Source organism: Rathayibacter sp. AY1A5, from assembly GCF_002930875.1.
In the GTDB taxonomy this organism is placed as follows: Bacteria; Actinomycetota; Actinomycetes; order Actinomycetales; family Microbacteriaceae; genus Rathayibacter.
This window is the reverse complement of record NZ_PSTM01000001.1, coordinates 66,708-84,933: the sequence shown is the minus strand read 5'-3', so window position 1 is coordinate 84,933 and position 18,226 is coordinate 66,708. Positions and strand designations below refer to the sequence as shown.

The window sequence follows — 18,226 nt, the reverse complement described above, 5'->3', positions numbered from 1 at the left end:
CCTGGCTTCAGGCGCCACTGAGCGCCCCTCCCGGCCCGGCCGGCCTCTTCCCGGCTGCGGCCGGCGACTCCCCACCCCCGTCGACGACGACCACCGAAAGCGGAGCCAGCATGAGCATCTTCAGCAACACCGTCCGACTCGAGCCGAGCACCATGACCGCGCCGACGTCCGTCCCCGCGCCCGTCGTGCCGTCGGCGCCCCTCGCCCTCCGCCGCTGGGTGCGCGAGACCGCCGCGATCCTCCAGCCCGACGCGATCGAGTGGAGCGACGGCTCCCCCGCGGAGTGGTACCGCCTGACCGAGCGGCTCGTCGCCTCCGGCACGCTCCTCCCGCTCAATCCGGAGTGGCGGCCCGGCTCGTTCCTGGCCCGCACCGACCCGGACGACGTCGCCCGGGTCGAGGACCGCACCTTCATCTGCACGACCGACGAGGCCGACGCGGGACCGACCAACAACTGGCGCGAGCCCGCCGCGATGAGGGCCGAGCTCGCTCCCCTCCTCGACGGAGCGATGCGCGGACGGACGATGTACGTCGTCCCGTTCTCGATGGGGCCCGTCGGCGGTCCGCTCTCGCAGCTGGGCGTCCAGGTCACCGACTCGGCCTACGCGGTGCTGAACCTGCGGATCATGGCGCGCGTGGGCTCCGAGCCGCTCGCCGCCTTCACCGAGGAGACCCCGTTCGTCCGCGGCGTGCACACCGTGGGGCTGCCCCTCCGCGACGCGGACGGCGTCACCCGCGAGGACGTCGCCTGGCCGTGCAGCCCCGTGAAGTACATCACCCAGTTCCCGGAGACGCGCGAGATCGTCTCGTACGGCTCCGGCTACGGCGGCAACGCCCTGCTGGCGAAGAAGTGCTTCGCCCTGCGCATCGCCTCGGCGATGGGGCGCGAGGAGGGCTGGCTCGCCGAGCACATGCTGCTGATCCGCATCGTCTCGCCCGAGGGACGGCGCTACCATGTCGCCGCCGCCTTCCCGAGCGCGTGCGGCAAGACCAACCTCGCGATGATGCAGCCCGCGATCCCCGGCTGGCGGGTCGAGACGCTGGGCGACGACATCACCTGGATGCGCCGCGGGGAGGATGGACGCCTCTGGGCGATGAACCCCGAGACGGGCTTCTTCGGCGTCGCTCCCGGCACCGGGGAGACCTCGAACCCGAACGCCGTGCAGACGCTCTGGGGCAACACGATCTTCACCAACGTCGCGCTCCGCGAGGACGGCGACGTGTGGTGGGAGGGCCTGACCGACGAGGTCCCGGAGCGGCTGACCGACTGGCGCGGGCAGCCGTGGACGCCGGCGTCCGGCACGCCCGCCGCGCACCCCAACTCCCGCTTCACCGCGCCGGCCGCGCAGTGCCCGTCGCTCTCCGCCGACTGGGACGCCCACGAGGGCGTGCCGCTGGACGCGATCGTCTTCGGTGGCCGACGGGCGAGCAACGTCCCGCTGGTCACGCAGGCCACCTCGTGGCAGCACGGCGTCTTCCTGGGTGCGACCGTCGCCTCCGAGAAGACCGCGGCCGCGGAGGGCACGGTCGGGGAGCTGCGCCGCGATCCGTTCGCGATGCTCCCCTTCTGCGGCTACAACATGGCCGACTACTTCGCGCACTGGCTCGCGATCGGCGCCGAGCTCGGCGATGCGGCGCCGGCCGTGTTCCAGGTCAACTGGTTCCGGAAGGACGCGGACGGCGAGTTCCTCTGGCCCGGCTTCGGCGAGAACGCGCGGGTGCTGCAGTGGCTCGTCCGCCGCCTGGAGGGGCTGGCGGAGGCGCGGCGGAGCCCCCTCGGCGACCTGCCGGTCGCGATCGACACGCACGGGCTCCTGCTCTCCGCGGCCCAGAAGGAGGAGCTGTTCTCCGTCCCGGTGGAGGCGTGGCTGGAGGAGTGCGCGCTCACGGAGGAGTTCTTCACGCGGTTCGGCGACCGGCTGCCGCCCGAGCTGTCCGCCGAGCTCCAGGCCCTGCGGCTCCGGCTCCTCGCCGAGAAGCTGCCGCTGGCGGCCTGATCCCCCTGACCGAGCCGGCTCCTGCCGGACACCCCTGTGGCCCGCGGGCGGATCATCCCCCTTTCCTCGCACCCCCGCGGGTCCACTCCCCCCTTCCGCTCCCACGACGACGGGCACCATGACCGACCGCATCACGCTCCGCTTCCTCGCCGCCCCGCAGGACGCCACCGCCGACGGCCGCAGCGCCCAGGCCGGCCGCGTCCTCGAGTGGATCGACAAGGCCGGCTACGCCTGCGCCGTGGGCTGGAGCGGCGGCTACTGCGTGACGGCGTACGTCGGCAACGTCCACTTCACCCGGCCCGTCTCGGTCGGCAACCTGATCGAGGCGACCGCCCGCGTCATCCACACCGGGCGCACGAGCATGCACGTGCTGGTGCAGGTCGCGCAGGCGGATCCGCGGACCGGCCTCTACGAGGACGCCACGCACTGCCTCCTCGTGTTCGTGGCCGTCGACGACGAGAAGAGGCCGCGGTCGGTCCCGGAGTGGCGGCCCCGCTCGATCGAGGACCTGTCCCTCGCCGAGGGCGCCGCCGCGCGCATCGAGGGCCGCCGGAGGCTGCACGACGTGATGCGCGCCCAGGAGTACACCGAGGAGGGCACCGGTCCGCGGATCGTGTTCCGCTTCCTCGCGGCACCGGGAGACGTCAACTGGGGCGGCAACGCCCACGGCGGGATCGTGATGCGCTGGATCGACGAGGCGGCCGACGCGGTCGCGCAGCGCTGGACCGGCCGCGACTCTGTGGCCGTCTACTCCGGGGGGATCCACTTCTACCGTCCGGTGCGCATCGGGCATCTCGTCGAGGTGGAGGCGCGCCTCATCCACACGAGCGCCCGGAGCATGCACTTGGCGGTGCACGTGCGCTCCGGGGACCCGCGGACCGGCGAGCTGGAGCTGACCACGCAGTGCCGGAGCGTCTTCGTGGTGCGGGGCGCCGACGGGGCGGCCGAGCCGGTCCCGCCTCTCGAGCTGCGGACCGAGGAGGACCGGCATCTGGACGCCCATGCGCGCGAGCTGATCCTCCTGCGCGCGGCGCTGCCGCCGCTCCCGCTCGCGGGGACGGCCGGCGCTAGGGTCGGAGCGTGAAGCTGCCGATCCTCGTCCTCAACGGCCCGAACCTGAACCTGCTCGGCACCCGCGAGCCCGAGCTCTACGGCTCGGACACCCTCGCCGACGCCGAGGCGCTGGCGGCGGAGGCGGCCGAGCGGCACGGCTTCACGGTCGAGACCTTCCAGAGCAGCTCGGAGGGCGCGATCGTCGACCGGCTGCACGCGGCTCGCGGCTCCGTCTCGGGAGTGGTGCTCAACGCCGGGGCGTACACGCACACGTCGATCGCGATCCGCGACGCCGTCCTCGCGACCGAGCTGCCGATGGTCGAGGTGCACGTGAGCAACGTGCACCGGCGTGAGCCGTTCCGGCAGCACTCCTACCTCTCGGACGTCGCGATCGCCGTGATCGTCGGCGCGGGGATCGCCGGCTACGGCTACGCGGTGGACGTGCTCGCGCGAGCGGCGGAGAAGCGATGAGCGGCCTCGGTCGCTCCTTCGGCAGCGCGGTCGACGCCTACGACCGCGGGCGGCCCGGCTACCCCGACGACGCCGTCGACTGGATCGTGGGGCACGCCCCCGCGCGAGTGGCGGGCGCCTTCGTCCCGGAGCGGGCCCGCGCGGCGGGAGCCGACGCCTCCGATCGGCTGCGCGCCGTGGACCTCGGCGCGGGAACGGGCAAGTTCACCGCGTCGCTCGCGTCCCGCGGCCTCGCCGTGACCGCGGTCGAGCCCGACGCGGAGATGCTCGCGCGGCTCGCCTCGAGTCTGCCGGGGGTCCGCCCCGAGGAGGGGACGGCCGAGGCGATCCCCGCCGCGGACGCCTCCACGGAGCTCGTCACCGCCGCGCAGTCGTGGCACTGGGTCGACGCCGAGCGCGCGGGAGCCGAAGTCGCCCGCGTCCTGGTGCCGGAGGGCGTGCTCGCACTGGTGTGGAACATCCGCGACGAGTCGGTCCCCTGGGTGCGCCGGCTCGGCGAGGTCGCCGGAGCCTCCTCCGCCGAGCGCTTCGAGACGCTCCGGCCGCCGCTCGGCTCCGCTCTCGAGCGGGTGGCGTTCGCGGCCTTCGAGTGGTCCTTCGAGCTGGACCGAGCCGGGGTGCGCGACATGTTCGCGTCCCGCAGCTACATCATCGCGATGCCCGACGAGGAGCGCGCCGCGGTCCTCGCGGCGGTCGACGCCGTGGTGGACGAGGAGTCGGGCGGGAGCGGGACCGTCGCGATGCCGTACTCGACGCGCGTGACGATCGCGCGCCGCTCCTCCTCCGCCTGACTCCGCGCCGCGCGCCGCGGACCGCCCCGCCCGCCGACTACCCTCGGAGGGCGCCGCACCGGCGCGAGCACCGAGAGCACGAGGAGAGACGCACGTGAGCATCATCGCCGCCGCAGACGGGTCCGCACTGGGCAACCCCGGCCCCGCCGGCTGGGCCTGGTACGTCGACGACGAGCGCTGGGCCGCGGGCGGCTGGTCGCACGGCACGAACAACATCGGCGAGCTCACCGCGGTGCTCGAGCTGCTGCGCGCGACCGCGCAGGAGGAGGAGCCGCTGCACATCCTCTGCGACAGCCAGTACGCCATCAAGGCCTGCACCGAGTGGCTGCCGGGCTGGAAGCGGAAGGGCTGGCGCAAGGCCGACGGCAAGCCGGTGATGAACGTCGAGATCATCAAGGCGCTCGACGAGGAGCTGCAGGGCCGGGCGGTCACCTTCGAGTGGGTGAAGGGGCACGCCAACCACCGGATGAACGAGGCCGCCGACGTCCGCGCCCGGAGCGCCGCGACCGCCTACCAGCGCCGGCAGCCCGTCGACGCCGGACCCGGATGGCCGACGGCCGCCGCCGCGCCCGCCGCGCCCCCCGTCGAGGACTCCGCCACCCTCTTCTAGCCGCGTTCCCCCTGGGGCAGCCGCAGCAGCCCCGTCGCCACCAGCTCGCGCACCCGCGGCAGCACCGAGTCGGACACCGCCTCCTCCTCGACCTGGAGGAGCGAGGCGACCGCCGCCGCGATCGCCGCCACGGAGAGCTCGCCGTCGCAGGCGCCGACCACGGCGGCCAGTGCCGTGTCGACCTCCTCGACCCGGGCGAAGCCGCCGCCCTGCCGCAGCCGCAGCACCGTCGGATCGTCGTTGCCCGGCCAGTAGTGCCGCTCCTCCGTGACGTCTCCGGCGACGACCAGGGCGAGACCCGCCAGAGCGCGATCGTCGAGCGACGCGAGGGCCTCGGCCGCGTCGAGGCAGGCGGCGAGGTGGCCGCCCAGGCCCGCGGTCGCCATCGGCGTGGTGATGCGCTCGAGGCGGCGGATCGGCGGGCGGGGCTGCTCGGGCAAGCGGAGCGTGACGTAGCCGAAGCCGACGCCGGTCACCCCGCGCCGCTCGAAGTCGGTCAGCCAGGCGTCGACCAGCGCGTCGAACGCGGGGCCGCGAGTCGTGCCGCCGTCCCGGATCCAGGTCTCGGCGTAGACCGCCGGATCCTGACGCTCGCGCTCCACGACCCAGACGTCCAGCGGAGAGGCGGTCCCGCCCATCCAGGCGTCGAGCCCCTCGGGCCCCGCCTCGAGCGCCTGCTCCAGCGGGCTGCGGGCGTCGGCGAGCCAGTCCGCGATCCGGTCGAAGGCGTCCGCGCCCTCCCGGTACTCCCAGTTCCCCAGGAGCTGCGCGACACCGCCGGGCACCAGGTGCTCGGCGGCTCCGAGGACGACGCGGCGCACGATCTCGTCGCCCTCCAGCCCGCCGTCGCGGTACTCGTAGGAGGGGACGCCCTCGGCTCGCGGCGTGATGACGAACGGCGGGTTCGTGACGATGTGGTCGAAGCGCTCCCCCGCGACCGGCTCGTAGAGGCTGCCGAGGCGGAACTCGATGTTCTCGATCCCGTTGAGCGCCGCGGTGAAAGAGGCGAGCGCGAGCGCGCGCTCGGAGATGTCGGTGGCGACCACCTGCTCGGCGTGGCGGGAGGCGTGCAGCGCCTGGATCCCGCAGCCGGTCCCCAGGTCGAGCACGCGGCCGACGGGCCGCTGGATCATCAGGCCGGTCAGCGTGAGGCTCGCGCCGCCGACGCCGAGCACGTGGTCCTCGTCCAGCGCGCGGCCGAGGGCGAGCTCCCCGAGGTCGGAGGCGATCCACCAGGAGGCAGCGCCGCGCTGGTCGACCACGTCGTAGGGGCGCAGGTCGAGGGCCGCGGTGACGACGGCTCCGGCCTCGACGCTCACCAGGCCGAGCTCCACCGCCCCCTCCAGCGCGAGAGCGCCGAACGCCTCGTCCGCGTCGTCGGCCGAGACGGGATCGGCCAGGAGGAACAGGCGGGCGAGGGTGGCCAGCGCGTCGTGGTCGCCGCTGCGCTCGAGGGCGCGGCGGGCGGGGACCCGATCGCCGCGGTGCAGCGCCTCGGCCGCTTCGTCGCCCCAGAGCCCCCGCACGGCGTCCACGCCGTAGCGGGCGCGGATCAGGTCGTCGCGCAGGAGGGCGATACGGGCTCGGTCGAACGGGTCTGCGGAGAACACCGCTCCATCCTCCTGCACACGGGTCGGCCACCGGGGCCGCCGCGGCCGTACGATCGGAGGCATGCCGCTGACCGGAGAGTACGAACCCAGCACGTCCGAGTGGGCCCGCGAGCAGGCGGAGCTCTACGAGCGGACCGGCGGAGCCGAGGGGAACCTCCTCCGCGGCCGCCCCATCATCGTCCTGACCACCGTCGGCTCGAAGAGCGGGAAGCTCCGCAAGACCGCGCTGATGCGCGTCGAGCACGAGGGCGAGTACGTGGTCGTCGCGTCCAAAGGCGGCGCGCCCGAGCACCCCGTCTGGTACGGCAACATGCTCAAGGAGCCGCACGTCGAGCTGCAGGACGGGCCCGTGAAGAAGGACTACGCCGCGAGCGTGCTCGAGGGCGATCTGCGCGCGGCCTGGTGGGAGCGCGCGGTCGCCGCGTGGCCGGACTACGCCGAGTACCAGACGAAGACCGAGCGGCAGATCCCGCTCGTGCTGCTCACTCCCTGGTCCTGAGCGCGGCGGGCGGCTCGGCCCGTCGCTGAGGCGGCCGTCCTCCGGTCGAGGTCGCGCCGCACGGCAGGCGCCTCACGCGGGCGGCGAGCCCAGCGGATCCCGTCCGGCCTCAGACCCGGGCCGCGATGAGGTCGAGCACCTTCGGGCTCGAGAGCAGCGCGAAGTGGCCGACCACCGAGACCGCGATGTTCTCGTGCGCCCCGGCGAGGCGGCTCCCTCCGGGGATGTACTGGTCGCGCATCCCGTAGATCGACGTGATGCGCGCGTCGGCCTCGCGCTCGGCCAGCAGGGTGCGGATCAGCGGGCGGTGGGGTGCGAACTCCCGGAGCGCCCGCGCCGGGGCGATCCGTGCGAGCGACGAGCCGTTGAACGGGGTCGAGACGGCGATCATGCGCTCGATCCGCCCGTCCTCGCGGTCGTCGACGACCATCATGTGCTTGCCGATCAGGCCGCCTTTGCTGTGCGCGACGACGACGACTCCGCGCAGATCGTGCTCGCGCAGGTAGTCCTGGCCGAGTCCGGCCGACGCGACGATCGGCCGCGTGTTGTAGCCGAGCGCGGGCAGCACGTGGATCGGATGGCCCGCCGCGTGCAGCCTCTCGGCGATGGGCCGGAGGAACTGCCACGTCTCGTAGATCCCGGGGATGAGCAGCACCGGAGCGCCGTCGCCGGACGCGTACCGCGACACGTCCCAGCCCTCCCGCAGGTGCACGAAGCGCGAGCCGTAGGCGTAGCGGTAGTCGCGGAGGTACGCGCGCCGCAGCGAGGTCGAGCGGCGCGGGCGGGCGGAGTCACGCGCCGGCATGGGCCCGCTCCAGCTCCGCGATGTCGAGGCGGCTCATCGCGAGCATCGCCTGCAGAGCGCGCGCGGACGCCTCGGGGTCGGCGCCTCCGAGCAGACGCGGGAGGACCTCCGGCACGATCTGCCAGGACAGCCCCCAGCGGTCGCGGAGCCAGCCGCACCGGCTCTCCTCGCCGCCGTCCGCGATCAGGGCGTCCCACAGCCGGTCGAGCTCGGACTGGTCGCCGACGGTCACGACGATCGAGACGGCCTCGGTGAACGGGAACCGCGGCCCGGCGTTGATCGCCTGGAACCGCTGCCCGTCGAGCTCGAACGTCACCGACAGCACCTCGCCGGGCGACGGGGAGCCCTCCGGCAGCACCTGGCTTCCGGTGATCCGCGAGTTCGGCACCAGCTCCGTGTAGAAGCGCGCCGCCTCCCCCGCGCCGTCGTCGAACCAGAGGAAGGTGCTGACCGCGCCCATCGGAGTCTCCGTCCTGCGCGGGAGGGTCTCCGCGGCTCCCTCAGTGTGCCGCGGTGGCGCCCTCCCCGCGACGGATCACAGCGGGTTGACGCCGAACGCCGTGGCCAGCTTGTCGATCTTCTTGGCGCGGCCCAGCCGGGGCAGGTCGCTGCCGTCGCGGATGACGCGGCCGCGGGCCTCGAAGTCGTCGAGGAAGTCGCGGGCCCAGGCGACGTCGGACGGCGTCGGGCTGATGACCTCGTTGATCACGGCGAGCTGCTCGGTGTCGAGGCAGAGCTTCCCGGTGAGGCCGAGCGAGACCGTGAGCGCGGACTGCTCGCGCAGCACGGGGTGGCTGTTCGAGACGGTCGGGCCGTCGATCGGGCCGGGCAGGTCGCCGATGCGCGAGGCGACGACCAGGCGCGAGCGCGGGTAGGCCATCGCGAGGTCGTCGGCGCTGGTGCCCGTGTCGCGGCGGTAGTCGCCGCTGCCGAACGCGAGGCGGAAGGTGCCGCGGGCGCGGGCGATCGAGACCGCCTCCTCGATGCCGAGGGCGGACTCGACCAGGGCGAGCACCGGGGTGGAGCCGCCGAGGCGGTCGAAGGTCTCGGTGACGTGCTCGGCGGCCTCGGTCTTGGCGAGCATGACGCCGGCGAGGCCGGGCAGGCCCTTCAGCGCGTCGACGTCGTCGGACCAGAACGGGGTGGAGTGGTCGTTGATGCGGACCCAGGCGCGCTTCTCGCCGGTCAGCCACTCCGCGACGTCGGTCCGCGCGTCGGGCTTCGCCTTGGGGTCGACCGCGTCCTCGATGTCGAGGACGATCTGGTCGGCGCGGGACGCGTGCGCGGCGTCGAACGTCTCGGTGCGGGTGGCGTTCACCAGCAGCCAGGAGCGCGCGATCTCGGGGGCGACGTCGCGCCCCTTCCGCTTCGCGATGGCGGTGGTGGTGGTCTCGGGCAACGTCACGTTCGGGTCCTCTCGGTGGCGCGGTCCTCGCTCCGCGGACGCCACCGCTCTGCGACGGCGCCGGGGACAAGGGTAGCGGCTCCCCGTCGGCGGGGCTCCGGGCACTCCGGCGTCTCCCCACTCCGGGGCTGCGACGCCCCGAGCGCTCCGGATCAGCGGCCCTCCGGACGCTCCCACAGCGTCAGCACGGTCGTCGGCACCCGGATCCGCTCGCGCGCGACGAACCCCGCCTCCGCGAGCACCGCGTCCGCCTCGCCCTCCGGCAGCGCCTGCCAGATCCGGTCCTCCCCGGCGAGCGCGGCGCGCAGCGCCTGGCCCTCCAGCAGGATGTCCGAATACGTGCCCGTCGTCCTGTACGGAGCGGCGAGGGCGACATCGTCCACGCCCGCGAACGCCTCCGGGTAGGCGGCGAGCGCCAGGCGGGGCCGGAGCGAGCCCGTCCCGGAGGAGCCGAGGAGGACGGCGTCGCCCTGACGGGCCCGCTCCTCGACGGCGGCCGCCAGACCGCGGAGGTCCTGCCCGGCCGGCTTCCCGGTGACCGTGCGCATCTGCACCAGGACCGGCAAGGCGGCCACCGCGATCAGGGCGAGGAGGGCGACGCCCGTCCGGGCCCTGAACGAGTCGAGCGCGAGGCCGAGGAGGACCGCGAGAGCGGGCGTGCTCGACGCGAGGTAGCGCGGAGTGAACATCGGCTCGACGAGGAGGGTCCCGAGCACCAGCACCGCCGTCGGCAGCACGATCCAGAGGACGAGGGCCGGCAGGAGCGGCCCGCGCAGGCCGCCCCGCACCGCGGCGACCGCGAGGAGCGCGACGGCGATCCCGGCCAGCCACCACGCGGATCCGAAGAACGGCTCGACCAGGACGGTGAACGCGGTCACCGGCTGCGAGCGGAGCCAGCCGACCTGGCCGCTCTGCCCTGCGGCGAGGAGCAGCACCGGCACGGCGCCCAGTGCCGAGAGGGCGCTCGCCGCGAGAGCCCGCACGGCACCCCTGGGCGCCGCAGCCGCGGCGAGAGAGACGAGAGCCGGCAGCACCAGCACGGAGTAGAGGAACACCGCGTCCGCCAGACCCGCGACGGCCGCGAACGCGGTCCAGCGCAGGGCTCCTCCGGAGCGGGCCGCCCGCACGACGAGGACCGCCGCTCCCACCACGAGCGCGGTGGCCAGAGCGGAGGATCGCGCCTCGGTCCCCGAGAACGAGGACCGCGGGAGCAGCACGAGCACCGCGGCGGCGAGGAGTGCCGCCCGGGGCCGGTCGAACGATCGCAGCAGGACGACGACGCCCGCCGCCGCCGCTCCCGTGGCGAGAGCGGACGGCGCCCGCACCGCGAGCTCCGACTCCCCGGCGATCGCGATCCAGCCGTGCATCAGCAGGCCGTAGACCAGGTGCACCGCGTCCTTCTCCTGCACGAAGGCGAGGAGCTCGCCCACCGGGAGCCGCGCCAGGCGGAGGGTCGCGGCCTCGTCGTTCCAGTAGGAGGGGATCCAGGAGCCGACGAGGGTCAGCGCGGTGGCGAGGGCGAGGACCGCGCTCGCGGGCAGGGTCCGGAGCGCGCGCATCCCGCCAGCGTAGAGGCCGGGCTCAGCGCGCCGAGCGCTCGGCGAGACCCTTCGCGTACGCGGCCTGGCCGACGTGCTGCGTGTCGTCGTCGATCACCGAGACCAGCCGCACCCCGAGGGTCACCGGCGGATCCCACTGCTCGTCGACGACGCGCTCGAGGTCCTCGTCGCCGAGCGTGTCGAGGAGGGCGAGCGTCTGCCGGTGCACGGCGTCGGCGTACTCCGCGAGCAGCGCGGCCGGCACCGCGGCGAGCGCCGCCACCTCGGCCGGCTCCTGCCCGTAGCCGGTCTCGTCGGGCCCGAAGGGCAGGCCGGACCGGCCGTGGAAGCCGTCGGCCGTCCACACCTGCTCGTGGCCGGCGAGCGGGGCGAGGTGGTCGTCCTGCACCCGGACGAGATGCCAGACGAGCCAGGCGGGCGAGTTCGAGCGGGCGTCCGCGCGGAACGCGAGCTGATCGGGGGTGCTGTCGTCGAGGACGGCGTGCACGTTCTCGTGCACCCGGCCGAAGGCGTCGCGGAGGAGGTCGATGGCTGCGCTCATGCCGCCAGCCTGCCGCTCCCGCGCCCGGCGCGGCACCCCCTCCGCGCGCCTCGGAGGAAGTGCGGAGGCGGGTGCCCGATACTCGGCCCGTGACCTCCGGATCCTCGAACCTGGCGACGAAGCCGTGGCTGACCTCCTACGCGGAGGGCGTGCCCGCCGAGATCGACCCTCCCACCCAGACCCTCGTCGACCTGCTCGAGGACTCGGTCGCGCGGTACCGCCGCGGCACCGCCCTCGAGTTCTTCGGCGCCGAGACCAGCTACGCCGAGCTCGGCGAGCAGGTCGCGCGCGCGGCGGAGGGCCTGCGGCGCCTCGGCGTGCGCGCCGGCGACCGCGTCGCGCTGGTGCTCCCGAACTGCCCGGAGCACGTGGTGGCGTTCTACGCCGCTCTCCGCCTCGGAGCGATCGTGGTCGAGCACAACCCGCTCTACACGCCGCGCGAGCTGCGGCGGCAGTTCGAGGACCACGGCGCCCGGTTCGCGGTCGTCTGGGACAAGATCGCCGACGTCGTCGCGACCATGCCCGCCGACCTGGGTATCGAGCGCGTCGTCTCCGTCGACCTCACCCGCTCCTTCCCGCTCGGCAAGCGCCTGGCGCTCCGGCTCCCCCTGCCGTCGGTGCGCCGGTCGCGCGAGAAGCTGACCGCGACCCCCCGCAGCCGCTCCCTGGTGCCCTTCGCGTCGCTGCTGAAGAACCGCCGCATCGCGCGCTCGCACCCGCGCCCGGTCCTCGGCGACACGGCCCTGCTGCAGTACACGAGCGGCACCACCGGCACACCCAAGGGCGCGATCCTCTCGCACGCGAACCTCCGCGCGAACGCCCTGCAGGGCCGCGCCTGGGTGCCGGGCCTGCGCGAGGGCGACGAGACGTTCTACGCGGTGCTCCCCCTGTTCCACGCCTACGGGCTGACGCTGTGCCTGACCTTCGCGATCAGCATCGGCGCGAAGGTCGTGCTGTTCCCGACCTTCGACGTCGGCCTCGTGAAGGCGGCCGCGAAGTCGTCGCCGCCCACCTTCCTCCCCGCGGTGCCGCCCGTGTACGACGCGCTGGCCCGCGCCTCCGAGCGCCACGAGCTCGACCTGCGCGGCATCCGCTTCGCGATCTCGGGAGCGATGAGCCTGCCGGTCGCGACGGTCGACCGCTGGGAGCGCGCGAGCCGGGGACTCCTGGTCGAGGGCTACGGAATGACCGAGAGCTCGCCGGTCGCCCTCGGCAACCCGGTCGGCCCGACCCGCCGGCCCGGCACGGTGGGCGTGCCGTTCCCTAGCACGACGATCCGCCTCGTCGACCCCGCCGATCCGTCGGTCGACCGCGGCCCGGGCGAGTCCGGCGAGCTCCTGCTCCGGGGGCCGCAGGTGTTCCAGGGGTACTGGAAGCGGCCGGAGGAGACGGCCGAGGCCCTCCTCCCCGGCGGCTGGCTGCGCACGGGCGACATCGCGACCGTCTCGGCCGACGGCTTCGTGACGATCGTCGACCGGGCCAAGGAGCTCATCATCACCGGCGGCTTCAACGTCTCCCCCTCCGAGGTCGAGGGAGTGCTGGAGTCGCACCCGGACGTGACGCGCGCGGCCGTCGTCGGGCTCCCCCGCGAGGACGGCGGCGAGAGCGTCGCGGCGGCCGTGGTCCTGCGGGCCGGGACGGCCGTGGATCCGGAGGCGCTGCGCGACTTCTGCCGGCTGCACCTGACGCCCTACAAGGTGCCCAGGCGGATCGTCCCGGTGGACGAGCTGCCGACCTCGCTGATCGGCAAGGTGCTGCGCCGCCAGGTGCGCGAGAGTCTGCTGGACTGAGGCGACCGGAGCGGGCGGTGGCCCGCGAGGAGGAGGACGACATGGCGAGGATCGTGCAGTACGAGCGGATCGGCGGGCCCGAGGTGCTCGAGACCGTCGAGGCGCCGGAACCCGAGGCGGGGCCCGGAATCGTGGTGGTCGCCGTCCGCGCGGCCGGCGTGAACCCGATCGAGTGGAAGGTGCGCTCCGGCCTGCGCCCGAGCCCGCCGTTCGACGGTCCGCGGAGGCTCGGGTCGGACGGCTCCGGCGTGGTCTCCGCCGTCGGTCCGGGAGTGGCCGGTTGGAGCGTCGGCGACCGGGTCATCGTCAGCGGCGCCACCGGCACCTACGCGACCGCCGTCGCGGTCTCCCCCGACTCCCTCGATCCGCTCCCCGACGGACTCGGCTTCGAGGAGGCGGCCGCGCTCGGCATCCCGGTCTCCACCGCCTACCAGGCGGTGGTCTCGCTCGGCGTCGCGGAGGGATCGACGTTCGTCGTCCACGCGGGCGCCGGAGCGGTCGGCCGGGCGGCGATCCAGTTCGCCGTCGACCGCGGAGCCCGGGTGATCGCCACGGCGAGCCCGGCGAACCACGAGGCGCTGCGCGCGCTCGGAGCGGTGCCGGTCGCCTACGGGCCCGGACTGCTCGAGCGGCTGCGCGCCGCAGCGCCCGAGGGCGTCGACCGCGTGCTCGACGCGGCCGGGACGGACGAGGCGCTCGCCGCCTCGCTCGCGCTGGTGGCGTATCCGCAGCACGTCGGAACGGTGGTCGCCGGCCCTCGTGCGGCAGAGCTGGGCATCCGGGCCTGGAGCGGCGGCAGTCCCGTGCCGCTGACCGAAAAGGAGCAGCGCCTCCGCCGCGAGGGCGTGCCGCTCGCCGCCCGGCTGGCGAGCGAGGGGCGCTTCGCGGTCGCGACCGGTCCGCGCCTCCCGCTCGAGCAGGCCGCCGAGGCGCATCGGCTCAGCGAGGACGGCCACGTCCGCGGGAAGATCCTGCTCGTTCCCTGACCCGGGCCGGCATCCGGCATCCGTCTCCCCACCGCTTCCCCCGCTCTCACCGTCGAGAAGGAGTCCCCGTGTCCACTGACGACACCACCCCCGTGATCCTGGGGGGCGCCCGCACCCCGTTCGCCCGCTTCTCCGGAGCCTTCGCGCCGCTCTCGGGCGTCGAGCTCGGCGCCGCTGCCATCCGAGGGGCTCTCGAGCGCTCGGGCGCCTCCGCGGCCGACGTCGACGCGGTCGTGCTCGGCCAGGTGATCCAGGCCGGAGCCGGTCAGGGCCCCGCCCGGCAGGCCGCGGTCCTCGCGGGCCTGGGCTGGGACGTCCCGGCGGTCACGATCAACAAGCTCTGCCTGTCGGGTCTCACCGCGGTGATCGACGCGGCGCGGATGATCCGGCTCGGCGAGGCGCAGGTGGTCGTCGCCGGAGGGCAGGAGTCGATGACCAACGCGCCGCACCTCCTGCTCGGATCCCGCTCGGGCCTGGGTGTCGGTCCGCGTCCGCTCGAGGACGCACTCCTCCACGACGGCCTGCTCGATCCGTTCGACCGCCGCCTGATGGGGAGGGTGACCGACGACGGCAACGCCGCACGGGGCATCCGCCGCGAGCGCCAGGACGCCTTCGCCGCGCTCTCGCACCAGCGGGCCGCCGCGGCACGGTCCACCGGCGTGCTCGCCGAGGAGATCATGCCGGTCGCGGTTCCGCAGCGGCGCGGACCGGACCTCGTCGTGTCCGCCGACGACGGGATCCGGGAGGACAGCACGGTAGAGACGCTCGCCCGGCTGGCCCCCGCGTTCTCGCCCGAGGGCACGATCACGGCGGGCAGCTCGTCCCCGATCACCGACGGTGCCGCCGCGCTGGTCGTCGTGTCCCGCGGCTGGGCCCGCGAGCGGGGACTGCCCTGGCTCGCGACCGTCGCCGAGCACGGGCAGGTCGCCGGACCGGACAACTCCCTCCACTCGCAGCCGTCGGCGGCGATCCTCCGGGCGCTCGGCCGCCGCGGTGCAGCGGTGTCCGACCTGGACCTGATCGAGATCAACGAGGCGTTCGCCTCCGTCGTCCTCCAGTCGGCGGACGATCTCGGCGTCGAGCCCGAGACGGTCAACCTCGACGGCGGGGCGATCGCGCTCGGCCACCCGGTGGGCGCCTCCGGAGCACGGCTGGCCCTGCACCTGGCGCTGGCCCTCCGTCGCCGGGGCGGCGGGCTCGGCGTCGCCGCGCTCTGCGGCGGAGGCGGCCAGGGCGAGGCGCTGATCCTCGAGGACTGACCGGCGGTCCGCCCCCAGGAGCGCGTCGGCGCCTCCGGCTACGCTCGCGGGATGAGCATCCTGAGCGCCGACGGCCTCGCCTTCGTCACCGAGCGCCACCTGGCCACCCTCTCCACCCCCGGCCGCCAGGGCCGCCTGCACGTGGTCGCCGTGGGCTTCACCTACGAGGACGGCGTCGTCCGCGTCATCACCTCCCGCGAGAGCCAGAAGGTGCTCAACGTCCGGCGGGGCGGCACCGCGACGGTCGGGCAGGTCGACGGCATCCGGTGGCTGAGCCTGGGCGGTCCGGCGACGATCGAGGAGGAGCCGGACGCCGTGCAGCACGCCGTCGAGCTCTACTCCCAGCGCTACCGCACCCCGCGCCCGAACTCCCTCCGCGTCGCGATCCGCATCGACGTCGACTTCGCCCTCGCCTCCTCCGGCCTGCGCGCGGAGTAGCCGGGTGGCCCGCGGCGACGCGCTGGGCGGGGGCGGCGCCGTCTCCTCCCTCCGCACCTACCGCTACGTCCGCCTCTCCCTGGTGGCGGCCGTGATGCTCCTCACGGCCGGCCTCGTCCACCAGCTCGTCGTCGGAGGCCCGCTGCGCTCGATCAGCGCCTCGTACTACACCCCGGTCCGCTCCCTCTTCACCGGGGCGCTCTTCGCGGTCGGCGTCGCGCTGGTCGTCCTCGCCGGGAGGAGCGTGCGGCGCTTCCTCCTGCTGCTGGCGGGCATGACGGCGCCGGTCATCGCGATCGTGCCGGTGCCCCTCGCCTCGGAGGAGCTGCAGCGCCTCCAGGGAGCGGTGTGCCCGGCGGGAGGGGCGTCGTGCCTTCCCGCGACGGCCGCGGGTGAGGTCGCCGCCTCCCTGCCCGCCTACCTGGTCACGGCCGCGGCCGTCCTCGTCGCCTCCGTGATCCTGCTCGCCCTCGACCGGGTCCTCGACCGCTGGGCGCTCGTCCGCACCGCGATCGCCGCCGCCCTCCTGATCGCTCTGGCGGCCTGGAGCACGCTCCCGTCGTTCCTGCGGCTCGGCCACTACGCCGCCGCCGGCGTCTTCTTCCTCCTCATCGCCGTCACCGCGGGTCTGCACGCCGTCGCGGTGCGCGAGGAGGGAGCGAGCGGGCCGGGGACGCCGCGCTTCTACTCCCGCTGCTACGCCGTTCTCGCGGTGCTGATCGCCGCGGTCGATGCGGCGCTGGTGCTCCTGCTTCTCACGGGGCGGGGAGCGGAACTTCTCGGCGAGCAGTGGCTCCTGCTCGGCGAGGCCGTCGCGCTGGCCCTCTTCGGGATCTTCTGGGTGCTGCAGACCGTCGAGAACTGGGATCGTCCCGACGTGCTGCTCGTCGCGCGGGGCTGAGGGGGCCGGTGACGGACGGCCCCCTCAGCCGCTCAGCGCTTGAGGGTGATCGAAGAGCTCCGCCCGAGGTTCCCTGCGGCGTCGTAGGCGTGCGCGACGATCGCGTACCGCCCGGCCGGGTAGGAGGAGGCCGAGACAGTCAGGCGCCACGTGCCGTCCGACGCCCTCGTCGCGTCGCCCAGCCGCGTGGCTCCGCTCCAGAAGCTCAGCTTCGTCGTGCCGACGTCGTCCTTGGCGGTGGCGACCAGGGTGACAGAGCCGCGCACCGTCGATCCGCTCGTCGGCGCGGTGATGACGGTCTTCGGAGCCGTCGTGTCGCGCGACGGCGCGGGCGAGCCCGTGGGTGCCGGAGCAGGAGCCGCGGTGGGCGCCGACGTGGGAGTCGGGGTCGGGTTCGGAGCCGGTTCGTCGCCGAGGCCCCAGGCCGTCCACAGCTCCTCCGCGATCATCGCCTGGCCGGCGACGTTCGGGTGGAAGTAGTCGACGTCCGTCGAGAGCTGGTCGAGCGAGATCGGAGCCGCCGTGAGGGCACCGCCGTCCCAGACGCAGTCGTTCGCGGCGGACGCGCAGGCCGATTCCAGTGCCTCGTTGAAGGCGGCCTCCCGGTCCTCCGCCGCCGCGAGCGAGGCGGTGTAGGCCGAGCCGGTCAGCGGGGCTCCGGTCGTGGCGTCGACTCCGCGCTGGGTCCGGCAGACCCCGCCCCAGGCCCAGATCGCGGCGCCCGGCGTCGGCTTCACGGCCTCCCACTCCGACTCGATGTCCGGGACCGAGCCGACGAGCACCGTCGCCTCCGGCCACTCCTCGCCGATCGAGCGCAGGATCCGGGTCGCCGACGCGGCGAAGGAGGCCGCGGGCGTCATCGCGTAGCCGTCGCGGGAGTCGGGCGAGAGGCTCAGCGAGCAGAGGTCGTTGCCGCCGATCAGCAGCGTGACCACGTCCGACTCCTCCCCGGCCGCGACCGCGGCGTCGATCCGCGACTCGACTCCGCTGATGACCGCACCCGACTTCGCGTAGTTCACCGCGCGGACCGCCGTCCGCGGATCCGCCGCCGCCATCCGGCTCGCGATCGAGTCGACCGCGGGCGCCGATCCCGTCGCCCAGGAGTTCTCGACGCAGTCGCGGTTCACCCCGCAGGTCGTCGCCGCGCGCGTGATCGAGTCGCCGAGCGCGAGCAGCGTCTGCGTCCCGGACGCCTGCGCCGGCGGTGCCGCCAGGAGCCCCGCCAGGAGCGCGATCGCCCCCGCGCCGACCCCTGCCGCTCTCCGCCGTGCCCTGTGTGCTGTGGTCCCCATGTCGTCCCGTCCCCTGGTCGTCCATCGTTCGAGTGCCTCGCGTGCTGCGAGAGCACGAGGGGCGAGCGTACGTCGCCGCGGATCCCCCGACGGACCGGAGGAGAACGGCTCCCGTCCGGCGCGGCCCGGATGGGGGACAAGGAGGACGCGCGGAGGCGGGCGGCCCACAGCTTCAGGCGCCCGATCGTCAGGACCTGCACGACCGGCCCGCGCGCTCTC

The 18,226-nt window shown here is 74.5% G+C and carries 18 protein-coding genes; 11 read left to right on the top strand and 7 right to left on the bottom strand.

The features are described 5' to 3' along the window. Window positions 1–110 precede the first annotated feature (110 nt). The 5 genes from C5B98_RS00465 to C5B98_RS00445 all read left to right on the top strand — a co-directional run bounded on the left by C5B98_RS00465 (window position 111) and on the right by C5B98_RS00445 (window position 4,922). Window positions 111–1,997: a phosphoenolpyruvate carboxykinase (GTP) gene (locus C5B98_RS00465; RefSeq protein ID WP_374953043.1), complete on the top strand. Its 1,887-nt coding sequence runs from the start codon at window positions 111–113 to the stop codon at window positions 1,995–1,997. 118 nt (window positions 1,998–2,115) lie between these two features. Further along, complete coding sequence (locus tag C5B98_RS00460) at window positions 2,116–3,081, top strand: acyl-CoA thioesterase (protein WP_104327104.1); 966 nt, start codon at window positions 2,116–2,118, stop codon at window positions 3,079–3,081. Beyond that, window positions 3,078–3,521 carry a type II 3-dehydroquinate dehydratase gene (gene aroQ / locus C5B98_RS00455; protein ID WP_104238317.1) on the top strand — a complete coding sequence of 148 codons (444 nt, stop codon included), beginning with the start codon at window positions 3,078–3,080 and terminating at the stop codon, window positions 3,519–3,521. The genes C5B98_RS00460 and aroQ overlap by 4 nt, the downstream gene beginning before the upstream one ends. After that, window positions 3,518–4,312, top strand: a complete 795-nt coding sequence (locus tag C5B98_RS00450) for a class I SAM-dependent methyltransferase (protein ID WP_104327103.1) — start codon at window positions 3,518–3,520, stop codon at window positions 4,310–4,312. Before aroQ ends, C5B98_RS00450 begins: the two co-directional genes overlap by 4 nt. Window positions 4,313–4,406: 94 nt before the next feature. After that, window positions 4,407–4,922, top strand: coding sequence for a ribonuclease H (locus tag C5B98_RS00445; protein ID WP_104327102.1), 516 nt, complete (start codon window positions 4,407–4,409; stop codon window positions 4,920–4,922). Here C5B98_RS00445 and C5B98_RS00440 read toward each other — a convergent pair. Continuing rightward, the gene (locus tag C5B98_RS00440; RefSeq protein ID WP_258063395.1) at window positions 4,919–6,532 is read right to left on the bottom strand and encodes a methyltransferase; all 1,614 of its coding nucleotides are present in this window, start codon (window positions 6,530–6,532) and stop codon (window positions 4,919–4,921) included. The genes C5B98_RS00445 and C5B98_RS00440 overlap by 4 nt on opposite strands. Window positions 6,533–6,593: 61 nt before the next feature. On the opposite strand from C5B98_RS00440, the gene C5B98_RS00435 reads away from it, so the two are divergent. Beyond that, window positions 6,594–7,031 (top strand): nitroreductase family deazaflavin-dependent oxidoreductase, encoded by a 438-nt coding sequence (locus C5B98_RS00435; protein WP_104223205.1) that lies wholly within the window; start codon window positions 6,594–6,596, stop codon window positions 7,029–7,031. 109 nt (window positions 7,032–7,140) lie between these two features. Here the strand turns inward: C5B98_RS00435 and C5B98_RS00430 are convergent, their stop codons facing one another. From C5B98_RS00430 to C5B98_RS00410, 5 genes are all read right to left on the bottom strand, one after another. Next, window positions 7,141–7,836: a triacylglycerol lipase gene (locus C5B98_RS00430; protein WP_104249466.1), complete on the bottom strand. Its 696-nt coding sequence runs from the start codon at window positions 7,834–7,836 to the stop codon at window positions 7,141–7,143. After that, complete coding sequence (locus tag C5B98_RS00425) at window positions 7,823–8,296, bottom strand: VOC family protein (protein WP_104263191.1); 474 nt, start codon at window positions 8,294–8,296, stop codon at window positions 7,823–7,825. Before C5B98_RS00425 ends, C5B98_RS00430 begins: the two co-directional genes overlap by 14 nt. 75 nt (window positions 8,297–8,371) lie before the next feature. Then, window positions 8,372–9,235, bottom strand: coding sequence for a CoA ester lyase (locus C5B98_RS00420; RefSeq protein ID WP_208543400.1), 864 nt, complete (start codon window positions 9,233–9,235; stop codon window positions 8,372–8,374). Between the two features lie 158 nt (window positions 9,236–9,393). Continuing rightward, a complete protein-coding gene (locus C5B98_RS00415; protein WP_104327100.1) occupies window positions 9,394–10,800 on the bottom strand; it encodes a glycosyltransferase family 39 protein in 1,407 nt (468 codons plus the stop codon). Window positions 10,801–10,822: 22 nt separating this feature from the next. Then, entirely contained in the window at window positions 10,823–11,341 is a 519-nt protein-coding gene (locus C5B98_RS00410; RefSeq protein ID WP_104223209.1) for a DinB family protein, read from the bottom strand. 89 nt (window positions 11,342–11,430) lie between these two features. Between C5B98_RS00410 and C5B98_RS00405 the strand changes: the two genes are divergently transcribed. From C5B98_RS00405 to C5B98_RS00385, 5 genes are all read left to right on the top strand, one after another. Then, window positions 11,431–13,131: a long-chain-fatty-acid--CoA ligase gene (locus C5B98_RS00405; RefSeq protein WP_104223210.1), complete on the top strand. Its 1,701-nt coding sequence runs from the start codon at window positions 11,431–11,433 to the stop codon at window positions 13,129–13,131. 41 nt (window positions 13,132–13,172) lie between these two features. Beyond that, window positions 13,173–14,117 (top strand): NADP-dependent oxidoreductase, encoded by a 945-nt coding sequence (locus C5B98_RS00400; RefSeq protein WP_104327168.1) that lies wholly within the window; start codon window positions 13,173–13,175, stop codon window positions 14,115–14,117. Between the two features lie 68 nt (window positions 14,118–14,185). Next, on the top strand, window positions 14,186–15,376 hold the full coding sequence (locus C5B98_RS00395) for an acetyl-CoA C-acyltransferase (protein WP_104327099.1): 1,191 nt from the start codon (window positions 14,186–14,188) through the stop codon (window positions 15,374–15,376). Window positions 15,377–15,427: 51 nt separating this feature from the next. Next, window positions 15,428–15,814 carry a pyridoxamine 5'-phosphate oxidase family protein gene (locus C5B98_RS00390; RefSeq protein ID WP_104226440.1) on the top strand — a complete coding sequence of 129 codons (387 nt, stop codon included), beginning with the start codon at window positions 15,428–15,430 and terminating at the stop codon, window positions 15,812–15,814. Window positions 15,815–15,818: 4 nt separating this feature from the next. Then, complete coding sequence (locus C5B98_RS00385) at window positions 15,819–16,715, top strand: hypothetical protein (protein WP_104327098.1); 897 nt, start codon at window positions 15,819–15,821, stop codon at window positions 16,713–16,715. 32 nt (window positions 16,716–16,747) lie between these two features. Here the strand turns inward: C5B98_RS00385 and C5B98_RS00380 are convergent, their stop codons facing one another. Beyond that, window positions 16,748–18,007, bottom strand: coding sequence for a GDSL-type esterase/lipase family protein (locus C5B98_RS00380; protein WP_104327097.1), 1,260 nt, complete (start codon window positions 18,005–18,007; stop codon window positions 16,748–16,750). Window positions 18,008–18,226 lie beyond the last annotated feature (219 nt).